The 16,693-nt window shown below is 65.0% G+C and carries 19 protein-coding genes; 13 read left to right on the top strand and 6 right to left on the bottom strand.

The annotated features are described in order from the left end of the window. The first annotated feature begins 60 nt into the window (after nucleotides 1-60). The 4 genes from rfbB to ACTHL4_RS05425 all read left to right on the top strand — a co-directional run bounded on the left by rfbB (nucleotide 61) and on the right by ACTHL4_RS05425 (nucleotide 3,627). Complete coding sequence (rfbB, locus tag ACTHL4_RS05440) at nucleotides 61-1,062, top strand: dTDP-glucose 4,6-dehydratase (protein ID WP_440281722.1); 1,002 nt, start codon at nucleotides 61-63, stop codon at nucleotides 1,060-1,062. Continuing rightward, nucleotides 1,062-1,892: a dTDP-4-dehydrorhamnose reductase gene (gene rfbD, locus ACTHL4_RS05435; RefSeq protein ID WP_440281721.1), complete on the top strand. Its 831-nt coding sequence runs from the start codon at nucleotides 1,062-1,064 to the stop codon at nucleotides 1,890-1,892. The genes rfbB and rfbD overlap by 1 nt, the downstream gene beginning before the upstream one ends. Before the next feature lie 35 nt (nucleotides 1,893-1,927). After that, nucleotides 1,928-2,350 carry a GNAT family N-acetyltransferase gene (locus tag ACTHL4_RS05430; RefSeq protein WP_440281720.1) on the top strand — a complete coding sequence of 141 codons (423 nt, stop codon included), beginning with the start codon at nucleotides 1,928-1,930 and terminating at the stop codon, nucleotides 2,348-2,350. A 527-nt stretch (nucleotides 2,351-2,877) separates the two neighbouring features. Beyond that, entirely contained in the window at nucleotides 2,878-3,627 is a 750-nt protein-coding gene (locus ACTHL4_RS05425; protein ID WP_440281719.1) for a hypothetical protein, read from the top strand. Between the two features lie 275 nt (nucleotides 3,628-3,902). On the opposite strand, the gene ACTHL4_RS05420 is transcribed toward ACTHL4_RS05425, so the two are convergent. From ACTHL4_RS05420 to ACTHL4_RS05410, 3 genes are all read right to left on the bottom strand, one after another. Next, nucleotides 3,903-4,229 (bottom strand): 4'-phosphopantetheinyl transferase superfamily protein, encoded by a 327-nt coding sequence (locus tag ACTHL4_RS05420; protein WP_440281718.1) that lies wholly within the window; start codon nucleotides 4,227-4,229, stop codon nucleotides 3,903-3,905. Between the two features lie 191 nt (nucleotides 4,230-4,420). Beyond that, nucleotides 4,421-5,083: an RES family NAD+ phosphorylase gene (locus ACTHL4_RS05415; protein ID WP_440281717.1), complete on the bottom strand. Its 663-nt coding sequence runs from the start codon at nucleotides 5,081-5,083 to the stop codon at nucleotides 4,421-4,423. After that, nucleotides 5,080-5,622 (bottom strand): hypothetical protein, encoded by a 543-nt coding sequence (locus ACTHL4_RS05410; protein WP_440281716.1) that lies wholly within the window; start codon nucleotides 5,620-5,622, stop codon nucleotides 5,080-5,082. The genes ACTHL4_RS05415 and ACTHL4_RS05410 overlap by 4 nt, the downstream gene beginning before the upstream one ends. Before the next feature lie 145 nt (nucleotides 5,623-5,767). On the opposite strand from ACTHL4_RS05410, the gene ACTHL4_RS05405 reads away from it, so the two are divergent. The 6 genes from ACTHL4_RS05405 (at nucleotide 5,768) to ACTHL4_RS05380 (ending at nucleotide 10,088) form a co-directional block, all read left to right on the top strand. Further along, entirely contained in the window at nucleotides 5,768-6,352 is a 585-nt protein-coding gene (locus ACTHL4_RS05405) for an arsenate reductase/protein-tyrosine-phosphatase family protein (RefSeq protein ID WP_440281715.1), read from the top strand. Between the two features lie 177 nt (nucleotides 6,353-6,529). Beyond that, entirely contained in the window at nucleotides 6,530-6,736 is a 207-nt protein-coding gene (locus ACTHL4_RS05400; RefSeq protein ID WP_440281714.1) for an arsenate reductase/protein-tyrosine-phosphatase family protein, read from the top strand. A gap of 69 nt (nucleotides 6,737-6,805) precedes the next feature. Continuing rightward, nucleotides 6,806-7,132, top strand: coding sequence for a hypothetical protein (locus tag ACTHL4_RS05395; protein WP_440281713.1), 327 nt, complete (start codon nucleotides 6,806-6,808; stop codon nucleotides 7,130-7,132). A gap of 179 nt (nucleotides 7,133-7,311) precedes the next feature. Next, entirely contained in the window at nucleotides 7,312-8,577 is a 1,266-nt protein-coding gene (locus tag ACTHL4_RS05390; RefSeq protein WP_440281712.1) for a glycosyltransferase family 4 protein, read from the top strand. Beyond that, nucleotides 8,570-9,442 carry a sulfotransferase family protein gene (locus tag ACTHL4_RS05385; RefSeq protein WP_440281711.1) on the top strand — a complete coding sequence of 291 codons (873 nt, stop codon included), beginning with the start codon at nucleotides 8,570-8,572 and terminating at the stop codon, nucleotides 9,440-9,442. The genes ACTHL4_RS05390 and ACTHL4_RS05385 overlap by 8 nt, the downstream gene beginning before the upstream one ends. After that, a complete protein-coding gene (locus ACTHL4_RS05380; protein ID WP_440281710.1) occupies nucleotides 9,435-10,088 on the top strand; it encodes a sugar transferase in 654 nt (217 codons plus the stop codon). Before ACTHL4_RS05385 ends, ACTHL4_RS05380 begins: the two co-directional genes overlap by 8 nt. Here the strand turns inward: ACTHL4_RS05380 and ACTHL4_RS05375 are convergent. Then, entirely contained in the window at nucleotides 10,072-11,016 is a 945-nt protein-coding gene (locus ACTHL4_RS05375; protein WP_440281709.1) for a sulfite exporter TauE/SafE family protein, read from the bottom strand. The genes ACTHL4_RS05380 and ACTHL4_RS05375 overlap by 17 nt on opposite strands. Next, a complete protein-coding gene (cysC, locus tag ACTHL4_RS05370; protein ID WP_440281708.1) occupies nucleotides 11,013-12,098 on the bottom strand; it encodes an adenylyl-sulfate kinase in 1,086 nt (361 codons plus the stop codon). The genes ACTHL4_RS05375 and cysC overlap by 4 nt, the downstream gene beginning before the upstream one ends. A gap of 153 nt (nucleotides 12,099-12,251) precedes the next feature. Here cysC and cysD point away from each other — a divergent pair, with 153 nt between their 5' ends. Both cysD and ACTHL4_RS05360 read left to right on the top strand, forming a co-directional pair. Further along, nucleotides 12,252-13,163, top strand: a complete 912-nt coding sequence (cysD, locus tag ACTHL4_RS05365) for a sulfate adenylyltransferase subunit CysD (protein WP_440281707.1) — start codon at nucleotides 12,252-12,254, stop codon at nucleotides 13,161-13,163. After that, a complete protein-coding gene (locus ACTHL4_RS05360) occupies nucleotides 13,163-14,440 on the top strand; it encodes a sulfate adenylyltransferase subunit 1 (protein ID WP_440281706.1) in 1,278 nt (425 codons plus the stop codon). Before cysD ends, ACTHL4_RS05360 begins: the two co-directional genes overlap by 1 nt. On the opposite strand, the gene ACTHL4_RS05355 is transcribed toward ACTHL4_RS05360, so the two are convergent. After that, nucleotides 14,429-15,451, bottom strand: coding sequence for a hypothetical protein (locus ACTHL4_RS05355; RefSeq protein ID WP_440281705.1), 1,023 nt, complete (start codon nucleotides 15,449-15,451; stop codon nucleotides 14,429-14,431). The genes ACTHL4_RS05360 and ACTHL4_RS05355 overlap by 12 nt on opposite strands. Nucleotides 15,452-15,608: 157 nt before the next feature. Between ACTHL4_RS05355 and ACTHL4_RS05350 the strand changes: the two genes are divergently transcribed. Continuing rightward, on the top strand, nucleotides 15,609-16,280 hold the full coding sequence (locus ACTHL4_RS05350; protein WP_440281704.1) for a hypothetical protein: 672 nt from the start codon (nucleotides 15,609-15,611) through the stop codon (nucleotides 16,278-16,280). Nucleotides 16,281-16,693 lie beyond the last annotated feature (413 nt).

The raw sequence follows: 16,693 nt of genomic DNA, 5'->3' as shown, positions 1-16,693 counted from the left end.
AGCGCAGTGGCGGAGGTGTATCGAGATCGAGTGCCACACACCCCGGTTACCATTCCGGGCATGCGCATAGTCGTCACCGGAGGAGCCGGTTTCATCGGCAGCAACTTCGTCCACCTGACCGCGGCGACCCGGCCGGACGTGCAGGTGACCGTGCTGGACGCGTTCACCTACGCCGGTGACCGTGCCTCGCTGGCCGGCCTCGAGGACAAGATCACGATCGTCGAGGGTGACGTCGCCGATGCCGCGCTCGTCGACGGGCTCGTCGCGGACGCCGACGCGGTGGTGCACTTCGCCGCCGAGTCGCACAACGACAACTCGCTGGCCGAGCCGTGGCCGTTCGTGCAGACCAACCTGGTCGGCACCTACACGCTGCTGGAGGCGGTGCGCCGGCACGATGTGCGCTACCACCACATCTCCACCGACGAGGTGTATGGCGACCTGGAGCTGGACGATCCGCAGCGCTTCACCGAGGCGACGCCATACAACCCGAGCAGTCCGTATTCCTCGACCAAGGCGGGCAGTGACCTGCTGGTGCGCGCGTGGGTGCGGTCCTTCGGGGTGCGTGCGACGATCAGCAACTGCTCCAACAACTACGGCCCGCGCCAGCACGTGGAGAAGTTCATCCCGCGGCAGATCACCAACATCATCGACGGCGTCCGCCCCAAGCTGTATGGCGACGGCCTCAACGTGCGCGACTGGATCCACGTGGACGATCACAACCGGGCGGTGTGGACGATCCTGGAGCACGGCGAGCTGGGGCAGACCTACCTGATCGGCGCGGACGGCGAGCGCAACAACAAGGAGGTCATCGAGCAGATCCTGGTCGGCATGGGCCAGGACGCGCACGCCTACGACCGGGTGACTGACCGGGCCGGGCACGACCGACGCTACGCGATCGACTCCACCCGGCTGCGTGAGGAGCTGGGCTGGGCGCCGGAGTTCGCCGACTTCGACGCCGGCCTTGCGGCGACCATCGACTGGTATCGCGACAACGAGTCGTGGTGGCGCCCGCAGAAGGCCGCCGCGGAGGCGCGCTACGCCGGTCAGTCGGTGATCGGCTGATGCGCTGGCTGGTCACCGGTGGCCGGGGCATGTTCGGCACCGACCTGGTCGCGTTGCTGCGCGAGCGCGGCGACGACGTGGTGGCGGTCGGGTCGGCCGAGTGCGACATACGCTCGCTGGAGGCGGTGCGCGCGACGCTGCGCGGCTTCGACGTCGTGGTCAACGCTGCCGCCTGGACAGCGGTCGACGACGCGGAAACCCATGAGGCAGAAGCGTTTGCGATCAACGCCACCGGCGCTCGCAACGTCGCGCTGGTCGCGGCCGAGACCGGCGCCCGGATGGTGCACATCTCCACCGACTACGTCTTCGACGGCACCGCCACAGCGCCATACAGACCGGATCACCCGCAGAATCCGCGGTCGGCATACGGGCGCACCAAGGCTGCGGGGGAGTGGGCGATCCGTGCGACGAATCCGGATGCGCTGATCGTCCGCACCGCCTGGCTGTATGGCGAGCACGGCCCCAACTTCGTCAAGACGATGCAACGCCTGGCCGGTGAGCACGACACCCTGAACGTGGTCGACGACCAGATCGGTCAGCCCACCTGGACCAAGGATCTGGCCCCGTATGTCGTCGAGCTGGTCACCGCCGATCGACCGGGCGGCTACTACCACGGCACGTCTGAGGGCGCGACGAGCTGGTGCGGCTTCACCCGCGAGATCTTCCGCGTGTCCGGATGGGATCCGGACCGCGTAACGCCCTGCACGACAAGCGATTTCCCGCGCCCGGCACCTCGCCCGGCCAGCAGCGTGCTGGCGCACGACGACGATGTCATCGGCTCGTGGGAGCAGCGCATCGCGGCGTATTTGGCGGCGGTCGAGCGGGTCTGATTTTCCTTTACCTGCGGTGAGCCGTCCTTGGATACGTGGCTGCGCGAACAAGCTGTTCCGGCAACCGCACGCCGTACCGCTCGAACCTGGGTGTGGGTCGATCAAAGGGCACCGTCGTCGGCTATTACGCGCTGGCCGCACACAAGGTCGCCCGCGAGAGCGTTCCGCCCGCAGGCGGGAGAGGCGGACCGTCTGAGAGTTTTGCGGTGTTGCTGGCTCGGCTCGCGCTGTCGGGATCGCTGCGCGGGCAGGGGTATGGCGCAGTTCTTGTCGCCGACGCACTCGCCCGTGTGGTCGAGGCGACGCAAACGGTAGCCGCCCGACTGGTCGTCGTTGACGCACTGCACGAGCGAGTCGCCATCTTCTACGAGTCGCTCGGGTTCCGCCGTGTCCCGGACAGTCTGTTGCTCGTCCAGAAGGTTGCTGACATCGAAGCGGCACTACGTGCCCCGGAATGACACGATGCCAACCGCCAACCGCCAACCGCCAACCGCCAACCGCCAACCGCCAACCGCCAACCGCCAACCGCCAACCGCCAACCGCCAACCGCCAACCGCCAACCGCCACCCGCCAACCGCCAACCGCCAACCGCCAACCGCCAACCGCCAACCGCCAACCGCCAACCGCCAACCGCCAACCGCCAACCGCCGGCCACCGCGACCCGGAGCGCGCGAGTCCTTGCACGACAGCCGAATTCCCACGCCCCGCTCCGCGGCCGGCATCAAGTGTGCTGGCCGGCGACGGGGGGGGATCCGCGACTGGCGAGCCGCACTTGCCGACTTCGTGAGACCTCAAATGTGAGCAATTGCGAAGTGGCGCGGGCCGCGGAATTTGTCGCGGCCGGTAGATGAGTCCCCGTTAGGTTCGCCGGGCAGGTCGAGGGAACGGTCAGAGTCCGGAGGCGACCATGGATGTCGAGACCGCAACACACACGTGCACAGCCGAGGCGGTGCCCGACGTCAAGTCGGCGATCAACGACGACGAGATGCGACGCCTGCGGCATGCGCTCGGCGGGGCAGCGCGACCGCTGGCCAGTCTTGAATTCTGGCAGGACGATGACTCGTGGCTGATGTTCTCGGGGATTGACAACGTCGACTACAACGTCGCGATGCTGAGCGGGCCGAACGGACCCCGCCGGGCCGAGCAGGTGCTGCAAGCGGCGTCACGGCACGGCCTCCCGGCGATGGTCTTCCTGCCACCAGGTGCGGAACATGTCGAGCCGGTCTTGTCCGCTGGTGGTTGGTCGCACGTCAGAGACGTGCCGTTCATGAGGCAGCGGCCGCGCCGGCGCCCCGCGGATCCGAACATCCGCGAACTGACCGTGACGGACTTCCCTGCCGCGCGCGAGTGTGTGATGGACGCCTTCGCCGGGCCGGAGAGTCTGGGGCGTGCGCTCTTCAACGAAACGGTGTTCGCCAGAAGTGATACCTCCAGCTGGGGGATCTTCCTGAATGGCGAAATGGTCGGTTGTGGGCTGCTGACGGCCGGACCCGAGGCTCTCTGTGCTTGGGGCATGGGGGTGCGCCGCTCCGCGCGGCGCACTCGCGCCGCGCTGTCCTTGGTGCACTTCGGCGTCGACCTCGCAGCACGAGGCGACCCGCCACGCCCGTTCTTGTTCAACGCCACCGAAGACGGGGAGCGGTTGCACCGGGCACTGGGTGGTGAGGTGCTGGAGCGATGGCAGTCGTGGACCTGCCGTCGCTGGGTTCTCGGCCGATCGACGGCGGTCTGCTGAACGACTCGATTCCGTAGCAGTCGAGAGCGATCATCGAGCGCAAGAACGATTACTACCGATCGCTGCGATCCAGTGGATTCTCTACATGCTCGACGTCGTGAAGCGATCAACGGACTCAAAGGTCAGTGAGTTCAGTCGATGACGGTGTGCGGGCTCTCGGTCCCGACGACCGTCGCGACCGCGACCGATCTCTCGTGCGACATCGAAACCTGCAGATCGACCAGCCCACGCTCACCGGCGATCTGCAGTGCCGAGCCGGTCAGCTTCAGACCGAGCTAGCCCCCTGCCACGCTGACGATCTCCATGTCGGTCCACTCGGGCATGATCGCGACCGGCCGCAACACCTTGAGCGTGGCTTCTTTCGCACAGAAGTGGGCGGCCAGTCCGGGCGCCAGCAGATGGGGTTCGGCGTCGTAGCCGCCGCATGCCCGCACCTCTTCTGCAGTGAATGTGCGGTCGAGATATCTGCGCCCGTGCCTCCCGATCAACGCCTCGATCGAGCCGACGTCGTGCACGTGAGTGCCCACCCGCACACTGACCGGAGGAGTCGCCTGCTCGTGACCGTCCTGGCAAGCAGGGCCCGTCGGGTGTGCCTCGGTCATCAAGTGCTTCCCCCATGTGGTCGCCGCAGGTGCGATCTGCCATCGCCGGCCGATCACGCCTGGAAAGGTAAAGGAACAGTAAGGTCGGCCCGGGTCGGCCCGGGTCGGCAGATGAACAAAATGCGGTGATCGAGCGCGGGTGCACAAAGTCGGCGGTGTATGACGAGGTTGCTGCCCGCCACAGGTTGCCGCTACTGGTCGTCCGGGTCGGCCATGGTCAAGGAGGCGCTGGCGGGGAGCTCCGCGATGCGGACACCCGTCTGCTGCAGGATCTGGCGGAGCGAGGTGTGCCCGACGACAGGAGCCGGCCGCGGCCCGGCTTGGCCGAAGTATGCGACGGCGTGGCCACCCGGTGTGAAGCGTGGGGTGTATTTCAGCGCGTCGTGGCCGAGTTGCCGGATCGCGTGTGCCCACTGCTGAGGGATCGTGTAGTCGGACATGGTGAACAGCTCTCCGGTCACACCGAGCACGGCCGCCCTCCGCGAGGCGAGGTTGATCGCGTGTCGCGGCAGGAGCCGTCCGTCGATCTCGGTGACGACCCGCCCGACCAGGAAGTCGGCGGGGACGGGCCGGTGTTTGGCGGTGAACCGGCCGACACGTTCGAATGCTGCTGTCGCCGGGGTGGCTCCGAAGTAGCACGTGCCTTCGGGGGCCGGGAGGTCGAATCGACCGGACTCCATGGCGGGGTCAGGCGGCACGCTGGCGAAATACCAGCAACCGCCGTCGTTTCCGGGGCGTCGCTGGTGCTCTCGGAACCATGCCGTCGGCGTGATCGCCCCTTTCGGCGCGCGGCGCAGCTCCGCCGGCGGTCCGACCTGGACCGGCTCGGAGCGGCGCTCGTCGGCGGGCGTCACCGCCACTCTGCTGCGGTGCGCCGGGCACTTGTCTCGATGGCTTCGCTGGGCAGCTCGGCTCGCGCCCACTTCAGTGGGCTCATCTCGTCGAGGTCGTCGTTGGCAGTGACGAACCAGAGAGCGACCGACCAGGCAGGACTGCTGCCGAGCGCTCGGATCGCAGGAAGGAGCGCCGAGTCGACAGCACCGCCGGCGAACTGGAACACCGGGTAGACGAACTTCCCGTCCGAGGTGCGCAGCGCGAGGATGCTCGCCTTCCGGCGCCTTGCCTCGACAGCCTGCTTGCTGATCCCACCGAGCACTTTCTGCACCCCGGCCGTGTCGTAGAACGGGCCGATCTGCTCGTCGAGGTCGGTGTCGACCCGTGCCAGGGCGGGCAGGGTGAGGACGGCTTGCACGAACTCGTCCTCGGGCGGCGCAGGTATGGCGCTCTGCTGCCAGGCCACCGCGAGGGAGTGGACCTGCTTCGTCATGGCCTTGCCCACGCGTTCGCTGTATTCCTCGGGGCTGAGCTCGCGAGAGTCGCCGCGGATCCTCATGACAACCTCCATCGGTCAAGCCGGTCAAGTCAAGACTACGTGGGCGGTGCGGCAGGGTCAAGCCGTTCAACCACCTCGAGGTGGCCGAGGAGCGAGGCATGAGCGTCTCGAGGTCCCGACACTGGCCTCGGCTACATTGAGCCACGTGAGTGAAGGCGGGCGAATCCTGGTGGTGTGCACGGGCAACGTGTGTAGGTCGCCGTACATCGAGCGGTTGCTCGCCGTCGGACTGCGTGGTCTGGACGTCGAGGTGTCCAGCGCAGGCACCCGTGCGCTGGCCGGCAAGCCCATGGACCAAGGATCGGCACGCCTGCTGGAGGAGGCCGGGATCGGCACCGACGACTTCGTCGCCCGGCAACTGACTGCCGCCATGTTGGCGGAGGCCGATCTTGTGCTGACCGCGACCCGTGAGCACCGACGCGAGGTCGTCCAGTTGGAGCCGAAGGCGCTGCGCTACGCGCACGCCGTCGACGACTTCAGTGACCTGGTGGCGGCCGCCGATCTGCGGACTGCGTCGTTCCTGGAGTCGCCGGACGCCTCAGTGGTGGTCAAGCTGGCCGCCCGTGCCCAGTCCGCGCGCGGCGAGGTCGCGGCCCGTGTTGCCGAGGACTCCGGCATCGTGGACCCGTTCCGCCAGGACGACAGCGTCTTCGCTTTCATGGCAAGGCAGGTCAGCGACGTGCTCCCACGGATCGTGCAGGCGGCACGCGAGGTCGCCGGCGGCCGCTGAACCCGAGCGGGGTATCGACGGGTATGGACCGGGGGGAGCGAAGCGGCGGCCGTTGCCCCGCTGTGGCCGAGTAAGGGCCGGGGGAGCGAAGCGGCGGAGGTCCGCATCGAGGTCCCGACCGGCTCCCTCGCTGAATTTTCTCAGCATCGTTGCAGGCGACGATGCCAGGCTGGGGCCATGCCCCCGGATCTCGTGCTCGTTGTGTGCACCGGGAATGTATGTCGTTCTCCGTATGTCGAATTCACGCTGCGACACGCGCTCGACGCGGTCCTGCGGATCGGCAGCGCCGGCACCGACGCACTGGTTGGAGAGCCGGTCGATCCCGGCTGTGCCGAGCTGCTGGCTGCCAAGGGCGTCGACACCGACGATTTCGCCGCCCGGTAGTTGACCGCCGACCTGGTGCGGGAGTCCACGTTGATCCTGACGGCGACTCGTCGTCAGCGCACTGAGGTCGTGCGCACGGACTCGAGCGGGCTGCGCAAGACCTTCGCGTTGATCGACTTCAGCGACATCGTCGCGCAGTTGGACGTCGCGCAATTGCGGCCGTCCTTCATGGACCCGCCGGACCTGTCACCCCTCGGGTTGCTGGTCAGCGGCGCAGCGCGGCACCTCGGCCGTGCCACGCCGCGGCCGGCGGACAAGGCGGACATCGTCGACCCCTTCGGTCAAGGCAACCGCGCCTTCAAACACATGCAGCAGCAGATCGACGCGGCCCTGCCGCAGGTCGTGGACGCGCTGACACACGTGTGCTCGGGCCCGGGTCTCCACCGGGCGTCCTGACAGGCCCGTCGTCTCGTGCGCGGTTTTGCCCCGCATGTCGTCCGACCGCTCGACCTGGGCTTTCCGTACGACCAGTCCCCACCTTGGGTCGCAGCGTGCACGAGTCGCCAACGAGGGGCGTCATTGGACACCGAGGTGAGGGACAGCGTGTCGGCTCAAGTAGCTTTACGCGGGCACAGATGATCCATGACATGAGAGGAGGGACGGTGCGACACCGCGTCGTTGTGATTCACCGGCACTTCTGGCCGGACACTCCGCCCTATGCGTCGATGCTGAGAGCCATCGCAGAGCGGTGGAGCGCTGAGGGCGCCGACGTAACGGTCCTGACTGCGCAACCGTCCTATACCTCTGCCGCCGGCATCCGCCGGCGGCCACGTATGGAGCGACTAGGGGACCTGTACGTACGGCGAGTGCGCGTGATCGACGAAGCAAAGTTCCGTGCTGGCAAGATGATCAACCTGATCGGATTCCCGATCCAGATCGCCGGAATGCTGATCGGTACCCGACACGCCGATCTGGTGATGTGCTCGACCGCGCCCCAGGTCTTGCTGGGGACAGCAGCATCGGTTGTAGCAAAAGCACGGGGCGCGAAGTTCGTCTATCACTGCATGGATGTCCATCCCGAAATCGGCCGGTTGTCAGGTGAATTCAGCAATCCACTCGTCTACCGAGCGCTGATGAAGCTGGACACGGCCACCATGCGCCGAGCTGATGCTGTGGTGGTCCTGTCCGAGGACATGCGGCAGGCCGCGCTGGACCGCGATCCGGCGCTCGAGGACCGCGTCGTCGTGCTGAACAACTTCGCGTTGCCCGATTTCGATGATGTCGATGCGGAGCCGCCGCTTCCGCCGCCTTCCGAGGGCACCTTGCGGATCTGTTTCACCGGTAACGTCGGGCGCTTCCAGCGCTTGTCTGAAGTGGTCGATGCGCTCGCAGACATCGACCGGGACGTCGAATTGGTCTTCATGGGAGACGGGCGCGCGAAACCCGAGCTGGAGCGACGGGCAGAGCAACTCGATCAGCACAGCAGACTGCACGTGACTTTTCTGCCGCACGGCAGTCCGGTCCGTGCACGCGCGTTGATGGCACAGTCCCACCTCGGGCTCGTCAGCCTGCAGCCGGACGTTGTGCGCTACGCGTATCCGAGCAAGACCGCGACCTATCTGTGCGAGGACCTTCCGGTGCTGGCCTTGTGTGACGAGAGCAGTGAACTGGCGCGCACGGTCACCGATGAGCGCATCGGCTGGGCGGCGAGCGACGTGAGACAGCTGAAGACTGCTGTCGTGGAGGCGTCGACACAACTCGCTCGACACGGTGATCTTGCTGAGTTTGCGACACGGGCCCGACGTTATGCTGCCAGCAACTTCTCAGAGGCGGCTGCTCTCACTAAATGGCAACAGCTCGCCTTGAACCTTCTCGATGACAGGAACCCTTCCGGTGTCTGACCCCGTGATCATTGTTGGAGCGCCGCGCTCGGGCACGAACATGTTGCGTGATGTCCTGAGCGCCCTAACCGGCTTCGCCACCTGGGACTGCGATGAGATCAACCTGATCTGGAAGCACGGCAACATCGGTGTGCCGCACGACGAGCTGACGGCCGAGGATGCGCGACCCGAGGTTGCCACCTATCTGCGAAAGGCCTTCGCTGATTTCGGGCGGAAGCACCGCGCCGATGTGGTCGTCGAGAAGACGTGCGCGACCTCGCTGCGGGTCGGTTTTGTCGCGGCCGCACTGCCGGACGCACGATACGTCTTCATCCGGCGGGACGGCATCGACGCGACTGCATCGGCAATCAAACGATGGAACGCGCCGTTCGACCTGCGTTACACCCTCAAGAAGGTGCGTTACGTTCCGGCCCGCGATTTTCCTGTTCACTTTGCGTCTTTCGTCGGCAAGAAAGTCAAGCAGTTGCGTACTGGCACCGCGGGCATTGCGGACGGCCAGACCAAGGTCGAGACCTGGTGGGGACCCCGGCCGCACGATTTCCGGGAGTTGATGCAGCAACACACACTTGAAGAAGCTGCCTTCATCCAATGGCAACGATGTGTCGAGCGAAGTCGCGAGGACTTCAATTCGCTGCCGGACGACCGAATGATCGAGGTCGTCTATGAGGACTTCGTCAAGGATCCGGATGCCGGTCTGCGGGAGATCCTCGGGTTCTTGGGCAGAGACGACGCTTACGACCCGACAGCCACCAAGAACGTGCGGAACAGTAGCGTGGGCAAGGGCCGCGCAACGCTCGGCTCGGACGTGACGGCCAGGCTCGACGCGATCGGGCACGATACTCTCGCGGCACTCGGTTATGCCTGAGAACCTGGTGTGCGAGCAGGAGCAGGCGTGCCTCACCCCGACGCAAGAGCGGCAGAAGAGGGCATTCGACCTGCTGGTAGCGGGAGTCGGCGTCGTCATCACCGCACCAGTCACGGCGCTGAGCGTGGTCCTGGCGACGATCGACACCCGCGAATGGGGCATATTCTCCCAGTCACGAATCGGTCTGCACGGCAAGCCGTTTCGAGTGCACAAGATCCGGACCATGCGCACTTCAGACACTCACACCACGACGGTTACCGCGGGTGGTGACCCGCGCATCACCACGCTCGGCCGAGTGCTCCGCCAACTCAAGGTCGACGAGTTGCCGCAGCTGGTTGATGTGTTGCGGGGAGACATGAGCATCGTCGGGCCACGGCCGGACGTTGCGGGCTGGGCCGACGAATTGGTCGGTGCTGATCGGGTGGTGCTCCAGGTCCGACCAGGCATTACCGGGCCCGCCTCGCTCGCGTTCCGCCACGAGGAAGCCATGCTCGCGGCAGCGGATGACCCAGAGGGTTACAACCGAGAGGTCATTTGGCCGGAGAAGGTGCGCATCAACCGCACCTACATCGAGTCGTGGACCCTGCGTGAAGACTTGCGCGCCGTCTGGCAGACAGTGCAGTCGGTGTTCAGTCGTTCCGACTGACTCTGGACGACTTCTCCCGCAATGGGAACGGTCGATGCTCGAAAGCGGGCACCCCGTGGGCTTGCCGCAGCAGTCCCCATCCGACCGGTCCGAGGATGACCATGGCGGCGCCGAGAATGCCCACCCAGACCGGCGGAATCTTCAGCATCCCGAGACCGGTCAGCGTCAGGACCATGACGATGCCACGGCGCACGATTGACTGCGAGACCAGGGACGCCAGCCGAGCGCCCAGCAGCGTCCCAGGAGTGCCGCCGACGATGAGCGGGATGAGCACCGACCAATCGACTCCCGATGACAGCACGTGGCCGATAGCAGCCGCGATGACCAGTGGGATCGCCTGCACGAGATCGGTGCCGACCAGACGCACTGCGGAAAGGGCCGGATAGAGCAGCAGCAGGCTCACCATGATCAGCGACCCGGATCCGACGCTGGTGATGCCGACCAGCAGTCCGCCGAGCGCACCGATCGCAAAGGTCGGCAACGGATGAACGCGCGGGTCAGGCGCATTGGGGTCGTCCTCGATGCCCCGCGCCAGCTCGAAATACATCCGCATGGCGTAGGTCGCCGCGGTGAGCAACAGCGCACAGCCGATGGCGACTTTGAGGAATTTCTGCTGATCCTCCTCGCCACCGATGGCTGTCACCAGCCATGAACCAAGAAGTGCCATCGGCACGGAACCGAGCACAAGCCATTTCACCAGGACGCGGTTGGGGGAGCCGTGCCGCAGGTGCACGGCCGCACCGGCCGACTTGTTGATGGCAGCGGCGACGAGGTCGTTAGCAACCGCGGAGGTGGGTGGAATGCCGAGAAAGATCAATGCCGGTGTCATCAGTGCACCGCCGCCCATGCCGGTCAGCCCGACGACAATCCCGATGCCGAATGCGACGACCAGGACTTGCAGCGCTCCGGAGTCGATGAGTGAGGTCACAGCAGGCTCCTCCGCGAATCCAACAGGTCCAGCACTTGGTCCCGCGCCACGTCGACGTCCAACGCGGTGGTGTCGAGCCGAAGGTCGGCGTCCAGAGGAACTTCGTATGGCGCGTCGACGCCGGTGAAGTCGCGGATCTCGCCACGACGTGCCTTGGCATACAGGCCCTTGCGATCTCGCCGCTCACATTCCTCGAGTGGAGTTGAGACGTGCACAAGCACGAATCGGCAGCCGCGCGCCTCGGCCATCCGGCGAACCTCCGAACGGATCGAGGCGTATGGCGCTATCGGACTGCAGATGGCGAGCCCGCCATGGTGGGCGATCTCTGCGGCAACCCAGCCGATGCGACGGATGTTGGTCTCGCGGTCAGCGGGAGAGAAGCCGAGGCCCGCAGACAGGTGACGGCGCACGAGGTCGCCATCGAGCAAGCTGACCGAGTCGTCGGAGCGCTCCAGGATCGCGTTGCGCACCGCGCGAGCGATCGTCGACTTGCCCGATCCGGACAGGCCGGTGAGGAGCAAAACCGTTCCGCGGTGCGGTCTCGTTTCCCCCGGTAGCTCCGGCAGACGTGCTGGCTGACGATCCGTGTAGGCGGCGACGACTTCCGCGAGCAGCACAGGATCCGCCTCCGCTTGCGTCGACGCCAGGGGGAGCGCCACCACCATCGTGTTCGCTCGGGAGTCGGCCAAGTGAGCAGCCGACCGGAGAGTCGCCAGGGTCTGCAGGCCGGGGTCAGTTGACGGGCCGGCAAGCACCAGGAGCATTAGTGACCGATCTCCCCAGACACGGACGTCCGCGGCGGTGATTGGTCGGTCGATGAGGATCGGGTGTGCATCGCCGGCCTCCGTTGCCGCCGGTGGAACGAAGAGGCGCTCGAACGGGCGGGGTGAGAGGGTGCCCAGCCAACGGGGCTCCTGCTCCAGGCGCGCTACCGGTGTGCCATCGACTTGCAGTCGCAAGAGTGGCACGCCCTCGGGGTCAACGATCTCGACGTTGGCATTGCCTGCCGGTGAGGGCATCGCCAGTTGGATGGGTACGTCGGTCGTTGGGCGAAGGGCTCCTATGCGCACCAACTCGACCATGTCCAGGGTCTCGGGTGCGGGGCAGACCTGGAGGACGTCCGACGTGTCTGGCACGTTGCGCAGTATGTCAGAGGAGTCGTGCACGGTTGCGGCACTGGGAACAGGTAGTCTCTCCCCGTCACATCGCGCCGAAGACCAGGAAGTCCGGGTTCAATGCCTGCCCACACCGATTACCGGCTGAGTCAGCTCGATGAGCTGGAGGCTGAGTCGATCCACATCTTCCGGGAGGTCGCCGCAGAGTTCGAGAAGCCAGTGCTGATGTGCTCCGGCGGCAAGGACTCGATCGTGATGCTGCGGCTGGCCGAGAAGGCGTTTCACCCCGCGAAGCTTCCGTTCCCGATCCTGCAGGTCGACACCGGGTTCGACTTCCCCGAAGTCCTTGCGGCGCGGGACAGCTGGGTGCAGCGACTCGGCGCCCGGCTGATCGTCGCTTCGGTGGATGACGCCATCAAGCGCGGCATCGTGGTGGATGACGGCAAGACGAGCCGCAATCGCTTGCAGATCGGCACGCTGCTGAACGTCATCGAAGAGGAGGGTTTCACTGCCGCCTTCGGTGGTGGTCGGCGCGACGAAGAGAAGGCACGCGCAAAGGAACGGATCTACTCCCACCGGGACGAATTCGGCCAGTGGGATCCGAAGAACCAGCGCCCCGAGCTGTGGTCGCTATACAACGGCCGGTTGCACGCCGGCGAGCACATGCGAGTCTTCCCGTTGTCCAACTGGACCGAGCTCGACATCTGGCACTACATCGGCCGGGAGCGGATCGAGATTCCGACCATCTACTTCGCACATCGCCGCAAGGTGATCAAGCGCGACAGCATGCTCCTGTCGGCATCCGACGCGGTGCAGCCGCGTGATGGTGAGTCGATCACCGAGCGCACCGTCCGCTTCCGCACAGTGGGCGACATGACCCTGACAGGTTGTGTCGAGTCTGATGCCGACACCGTCGAGAAGATCATCGACGAGATCGCCGTCGCACGACTGACCGAGCGGGGCGCCACCCGGGGGGACGACCGCTTCTCCGAGGCGGCCATGGAAGACCGCAAGAAGGAAGGCTACTTCTGATGACGCCGGCACCTGCGGACCGTCCGATGGATCTACTCCGCTTCGCAACGGCCGGCTCGGTCGACGACGGCAAGTCGACCCTGATCGGGCGGCTGCTGCTCGACTCCAAGGCGATCTTCGACGACCAACTCGATGCGGTGGAGGCGACCAGCGCGTCGAAGGGTTACGACTACACCGATCTGGCGCTGCTCACCGATGGCTTGAGGTCGGAGCGGGAGCAGGGCATCACGATCGACGTCGCATACCGCTATTTCGCGACACCGAAGCGCAAGTTCATCATCGCCGATACCCCTGGGCATGTTCAGTACACGCGCAACATGGTCACCGGTGCTTCGACCGCAGACCTCGGTCTGGTGCTGGTCGACGCGCGTCAAGGGCTTACGGAGCAGTCCCGCCGGCACGCGGTGCTGCTGTCGCTGCTTCGGGTGCCGCATCTCGTGCTCGCAGTCAACAAGATGGACCTCGTCGATTTCGACCAAGAAGTCTTCGACCAGATCGACGCCGAGTTCACGGCATTCGCGGCGAAGCTGAATATCCCGGACCTGCAGGTCATCCCCCTCTCAGCGCTCAAGGGCGACAACGTCGTGACACGCTCCGCGTCGATGTCATGGTACGAAGGCCCCTCGCTGATGCACCACCTGGAGCATCTGCACATCGCGTCCGACCGTGATCTGCGCGACGTCCGCTTCCCGGTGCAATATGTCATCCGCCCCAAATCGGATGAGCACCACGACTACCGCGGTTACGCCGGACAAATCGCCGGAGGTGTGCTCAAGCCTGGCGATGTGGTGGTCGTCCTCCCCAGCGGTATGACCTCGACGATCGAGGCTATCGACCTGTACGACGAGCAGCTGGACGAGGCGTTCGCTCCGATGTCGGTGGTCGTCCGCCTCTCCGATGATGTCGATGTCTCGCGGGGCGACATGATTGCCCGGGTAAACAACCAGCCAATCGCGACGCAGGACCTCGACGCGATGGTCTGCTGGATGGCGAACGCGCCCCTGCGGCCGCGGCAGAAGCTGGCGATGAAGCACACCAGTCGGAGTGCGCGTGTCGTTGTCAAGGAGATTGCTTATCGCCTCGACGTGAACACGCTGCACCGTGACACCGACATTCACGGACTGGGACTCAATGAAATCGGACGCGTGCAACTGCGCGTCACCCAGCCCATCTTCGTCGATGCCTATGAGCGCAATCGGACGACGGGATCGTTCATCCTGGTCGACGAGGCGACGGGAGCCACCGTTGGTGCCGGAATGATTGGCTCAGCCGGGTGATGGACGCAACCCCGCCCAGATCCGGCGGCAATTTGCCAGCCCTTGGCGAAAGCCCTGGCGCAAGTTGGCGTTCGTCCCGAGCTCCGATACTCCGCCTCTATTACTGTCATTCCAGGCGTAGGCGATGACTGAGTCGGCGCCAGCCTCGCAGAATGCAGTCGTCTGCTGCGCGAGGCCAGCGGGGCTTTGGATCGCGAAGTAGTCCCGGTAGTTCTTCCCACCTTTGACATAGACGCGTGGATTGAATACGAACGCTTGCGGAACGCCAATGAGCGGCTCGACAGTTGGATCCCAACCGGTGGTCCTCAGTTTGGCGAGTGTCTTCGGCAGTTCCGCGCTCATCGTCCAGTCCACGTGGTTTGGTCGCGGGTCGGAACCAAGGGGAGCGTAGCCATAGAGAAGGATTGCGTCACACCACTGGGGCGAGACGTTACGCAGCTGGCGCTCGAACGCGTTCTGCAGAGGCCCGTCGTCATCATGAGAGCTGGCTGGGAGCGAGCGACCGACCGCGCAAACAGTTGGGATCTGGGCACCAAGTCGACGCATCGTGCCGGCGATCATCTTGAGTTCTGGAGCGAAATCTGTTGGGTTCTCATCAACGAGCAAGTACCCCGCGACGGCCGGGTTGTGCTCGTCTCGCTCGACGGTGAGCGTGACTTTCGTCGCCAACTTGGCCTGTTCGAGAGGGCTGAGGCGGTGACAGCTGGCCGGTCCATGTGGGCACACCGCTCGGTACAACGCATTATGGATCGAGGTATCAATGACGGTCAGGCCAGCTCCGACGATCCGCCCCGACCCTCCTGGTACCGATAGGTAGTCAGAACTGGTGAATACCAACGTGTACCCCTCCTGCGTCGCGCGGGGGAGGTCAGTGAGCGGGACGCTGTACGCGCCGGCTTTATGCTCCAGCGTCGAGTAGTCCTTGAACTTCCACGTTAGGGATCCGACGCCCGTCTGGGGCGAGTCTGTCCTCCAGATGGCGACCGCAGTACCGATGTTGGTCAGTCCCAAGACGGCAATTGTGGCTAGGAGAATGCTGTGGCGGCGGAGCACTGTATCCTTCCAGTGGTGTTTCGGCGTCTGAGGTCAGGCTCGACGATGCTTGACGGTGGAGTCATAGGAGCCGAGTTGCCTGTCTGACCTAGCAGCCTCATATCAAGGAGATCACATGAGCATTCGGCCTGCCTTCATCAAGGTGCGCTCCAGAACCTACCGCAAGCTTAAGGGGATCCGCGGGCGTCACGACGACCCCTTCGCAACGCACCTGCCGATCCTCACTGCCGTGGGTGTGTCGCAGCGCGTGACCTCGGTTCTTGAGCTTGGTTCCGGAGTGTTGAGCACGCCAGCATGGCTGGATAGGCGACTCTTTCCACATCTGGAGCGGCTCGTGTCATACGAGGACGACCCGGTGTGGCTCAAAGAAGTGGAGACAGCGGTCGGTAGCGACCCGCGATGCGAGCTTCGATTGGTCGATCGTGTTCGCGAGAGTGTCCCGAGCGACCTCTCGGAGTTCGACGTTGTGTTCATCGATGACTCGCAGACTGTGCCCGAGCGGTCGGAGACCATCGCAGCCGTCGCCGCCACTCGCCCCAACTCGATCGTCGTCAACCATGACTTTGAGCAGCGCAACTATGGAAAGACTGTACGTGGCCAGTATGACCACGTGCGACGGGTAGATACTTTTACGCCGCAGACCGGAGTGTGTTGGAACGATACGTCTAGCATGGACTCCGCCAAACTGGAGTCTGCGCTAGCTCTCGTTGAGCAGAACCGAGAAATACCACCTCGCGATTTCGAAGCATGGACGTCTGTTTTTGCAGCCCAGCAGAGGGCTCATTGAAGATGCTCTTCCCCAAGGTGCGAAATGCGAAGGGTCAACCGCACCCGGCGAGACAAACTGCCCTTTGGGTAGCCAACGTCGTCTCGATGACCCTGCCGCAGACTAGGTGCTTCGGTTTGCGCGCGGCACTATTTAAGGTGGGGGGCGTGCGTATCGGTCGCGGTGTGCGCATCTCAGGGACGGCGAGGATTCCCTATGGTAATGTAGAGATTGGCGCGAATAGCTGGATCGGACCGGGTACGCACCTAATCGCAGCAAATGGTGCGCCCATTCGAATAGGGTCGAATTGTGACCTCGCTCCCGAAGTAATGCTGGTCGTAGGAAGCCACGATATTGGCGATCATTCGCGTCGGGCTGGACTTGGCACCGCTACTTCTATCGAGATCGGCGACGGTTGCTGGCTTGGCGCCCGC

The organism is Flexivirga sp. (genome assembly GCF_051955415.1).
Taxonomy (GTDB): Bacteria; Actinomycetota; Actinomycetes; order Actinomycetales; family Dermatophilaceae; genus Flexivirga.
The sequence above is the reverse complement of the archived record's forward strand: the minus strand, read 5'-3'. Positions and strand labels throughout refer to the sequence as shown.